Annotated in this window: 2 protein-coding genes and 1 pseudogene; 2 read left to right on the forward strand and 1 reads right to left on the reverse strand. The window is 43.5% G+C overall.

Annotation, left to right across the window (positions count from 1 at the left end; genetic code table 11):
* The first annotated feature begins 310 nt into the window (after positions 1-310).
* Complete coding sequence (locus H6S82_RS24720) at positions 311-997, forward strand: manganese catalase family protein (protein WP_190464894.1); 687 nt, start codon at positions 311-313, stop codon at positions 995-997.
* A gap of 258 nt (positions 998-1255) precedes the next feature.
* Positions 1256-2019: pseudogene (locus H6S82_RS24725) on the forward strand (transposase).
* 178 nt (positions 2020-2197) lie between these two features.
* Here H6S82_RS24725 and H6S82_RS24730 read toward each other — a convergent pair.
* Entirely contained in the window at positions 2198-3355 is a 1158-nt protein-coding gene (locus tag H6S82_RS24730) for a ferrochelatase (protein ID WP_242057098.1), read from the reverse strand.
* Positions 3356-3441: the final 86 nt, after the last annotated feature.

The following is a 3441-nucleotide window of genomic DNA, read 5'->3' on the forward strand; positions in this document are numbered from 1 at the left end:
ATATGAGCTAATGGTGGGCATTGCCCACCTTAAAAATTATCTTTGGTTTATTTACGCCACTTACTTAATAAATGGCTGTTGATGTTAATTCTTGAATCATCAGTTTAGATTATTTCAGTGCCTACGGGCACTTTTTTTTTATATCAGCCTACTCAGCATAGAGATATTAGTGATATCAATTCTGCCTCAAGATGCAGGTTAGCACTCGATACCCGCTAGTAAGCTAATGACAAGGGTAAAAGATAATCCAGAGTCTTTGATAAGACTCATTGCACGATCTTTAAATCCGATCTAAGAGGGGAATTTTTTCATGTTCTTTCACAAAAAAGAAACGATTCAACCTGTAAATATTGTCGAGCCAAATCCTCGTTTTGCCCAGCTTCTTTTGGAGCAATTTGGTGGGGCAACGGGCGAACTGACAGCTGCTTTGCAATACTGGGTACAATCTTTTCACTGCGAAAATGCTGGCATTAGGGATATGCTGCAAGATATTGCGATCGAAGAATTTAGCCACCTAGAAATGGTGGGTAAAATGATCGAGCAGCACACTAAAAATGTTGACCAAACCGAAGCTTTCAAAAGTACCTTGTTTGCCGTGCGCGGTATGGGGCCGCATTTCTTAGATAGCCAGGGTGTAGCTTGGACTGCCGCCTATATCAATGAAGGAGGCGACGTTGTACGCGACCTTCGCGCTAACATCGGTGCAGAAGCCGGTGCGCGTCAAACTTACGAAGAGTTGATTAAACTCGCACCCGATGGCGGTAGCAAAAATGCGTTAGTGCATTTGTTAACCCGCGAAATTTCCCATACCAAAATGTTCATGAAGGCACTGGAATCGCTGGGTAAGTTAACAGATCCTATGTTTGGCAATATCCCGCCTGACAATACCGTCGATCTTTACTTCAATTTGTCTCAAAATGGCAAGGATGAGCGCGGCCCTTGGAATAGCGAACCGCATTTCAGGTATGTTGCCGATCCGATGAAGCAGAAGGTCTAAATTAGGGGCTAGTGCGGCTAGGAGGAAGTCAAAAGTACATTTCCAGGCAGAGCCGTGGGAACGAGGTCAAAATTCAAAAGTCTTTTGAGTCTTTCCTAAGTTGGAAGGAAAAACGAAGGGGCGGGGAAGATTTTACTGAGATGTTGCGTTGAAAGCCCCATCCCAAGAGTGGGTGGGGATGAAAACGCAACCAACTTTCTTAAGGCGAAGCAACGATTTTTGTGGTAAGATGAATTCCATAAATAAATGAATCGCACCATGTTAATCCTCGAAGCAAAATTATGCGGAAAGCCTGAACAGTTCAAAGCCTTGGATGAGGCAATAAGAACTGCTCAGTTTATCCGTAATTATTGCATTCGACATTGGATGGATAATGCTGGTGTTGGACAATATGACCTATCCGCTCTTACCAAAGATTTAGCTAAACAATTTGCTTGGTGCAAAAAGCTTAACTCTAGTGCTAGACAAGCTAGTGCTGAAAGAGCCTGGACAAGCATTAAGCGGTTTTATGATAACTGCAAAAAGCAGATCCCTGGTAAGAAAGGGTATCCTCGCTTTAAAAAGAATGTCCGCTCAGTTGAGTATAAAAAAAGCGGATGGAAATTGTCAGAGGACAGGAAAACTATCACTCTGACGGTCTGCAAGTGAAAAACTTGGTAAAAAATCATTGTCTTGCTAAATCAATTAATGATGCCAGTTGGGGAATATTCACTAATTGGGTTGATTATTATGCCAAGATTCATGGAATTGTTTGTGTGGCAGTTGCCCCACAATATACTTCCATTAATTGCTCTAGTTGTGGTGAAGAAGTCCGAAAAACATTAAGCACCAGAACACATAAATGTTTGTGTGGCCTGGTGCTTAATCGCGATCGTAATGCCGCGCTCAACATTCTAGCCAAAGGCTTAGAAATGCTGGGCATAATATTACCAAATACGGTGGGAAGAACCGAAATCAACGCTTGGGGAGAAACCAACCTCTGTCTCATTGGGGTAACTCAATTAGATAAGTTGATTCGCTGAAACCTTGAATCCCCGTCCCCTTGTGGGCGGGGAGCTTCAACAGGATTTGGGATAAAGGTATGGATGGGGATTGTAAATATCGGTATTTGGGATGCGATAAAAAATAGCCTGCTTATCCTTAAATTAGATTAAGCAGGTAATTTTTTCGCTGTTGAGATAACAGGATTTACCAAATTCCTCAATGATGATGGTGATGATGACCGTGATCGTGATCGTGATGATGATCGTGATGATGGTCGTGATGATGGTGTGTAGCCAGATGCAAGTTAACAGCTAGTGCCTGTTCTGAGAACAAAGCTTCAATTTGGGGATTAGCCCACTGGGCTGCCATCTTTAAGAAGTCGTCACGGTCATTTACGCAAGCCATTTGCACATAGTTAATATCTGGATGTCGCCGTTGCAAAACATGAATGATGTGGTCTACATCAAGCAGGGTTTCGTGATTTTCTGTGGCAAAGCCGATCGGCATGAAAACAATCGCTTTAGCGCCCAGTTCGATTAAGTTTTTGGCAGCTTGATTGGCATCGGGTTGAGTCCATTCAATTAATGGCGTATCGTGGTTGAGCCAACCCACAGAAATCAGAGGATACTTATTAATTAGCTTTTCCCGAACTAATTCGTAAAGTGCCTGACTTTCCGTAATGCCTGATGTAAATCCTTTGGCTTTATGGGGACAACCGTGATTCATTAAGATGATGCCGATTTGAGATGGTAGGTAAGCTTCGGCTAGTTCGGCGGCTATTTTTTCCTCTACCAGACGAGCCATCAAATCGATGTAAGCCGGTTCGTTATAGAAAGAGGGAATGTAACGCACACCTTTAACCCAATGTTCGTCGCTGTCAGCAAGATTGACAAGGGCTTTATTAACTTGCTCGACGGCGATACCGCTAGTGAAGATAGAGTCTACAACCAGCAGGGGATAGATGAGTATTTTGTCAAATCCTTGTGTTTTGATTTCTGTGAGGACTTGTTCGGGGAGGAAGGGAGCGCAGAAGTTGAAGGCTTTGAAGACTTGGATGCGATCGCCCCATTTTTCTTGCAGGTGCTTTTCAATCCCAGCACGTTGCTTTTCAAAGATAGCGTTGTGCGGCGAAATAAAGTGATTGTGTTGGTGACTCCACTCGTGTAAGTCAAACATCGCCAGAATTTTAGCCAGCGGCGGGTAAATCCAGGTTGGCACAGGCGCAAACTTTGCCGTGAGTAAATTCAGCGCCTGTTCGTTGTAGTTGGCGAAGTCTTCGTAACTTTCTACTTCGCCGTAACCCATCAGTAACACGGCAACGCGATCGTTACTGCTGGATTGTTGTGGTGTCTGTTGTTGTAAGTAGTCGGACAAAAGTAATCGACACTGTATGAACTTTTGTTAAGGCACTTGCAGGAGTGCGATCGCTACCCACGGATAGTACAAATGTATTGTAAAAA

The organism is Planktothrix sp. FACHB-1355, from assembly GCF_014748295.1.
Taxonomy (GTDB): Bacteria; Cyanobacteriota; Cyanobacteriia; order Cyanobacteriales; family Aerosakkonemataceae; genus Aerosakkonema; species Aerosakkonema funiforme_A.

Excerpts from the sequence above, each read along its gene's own strand:
- H6S82_RS24720 (WP_190464894.1), top strand. The coding sequence starts at position 311 with ATGTTCTTTCACAAAAAAGAAACGATTCAACCTGTAAATATTGTCGAG.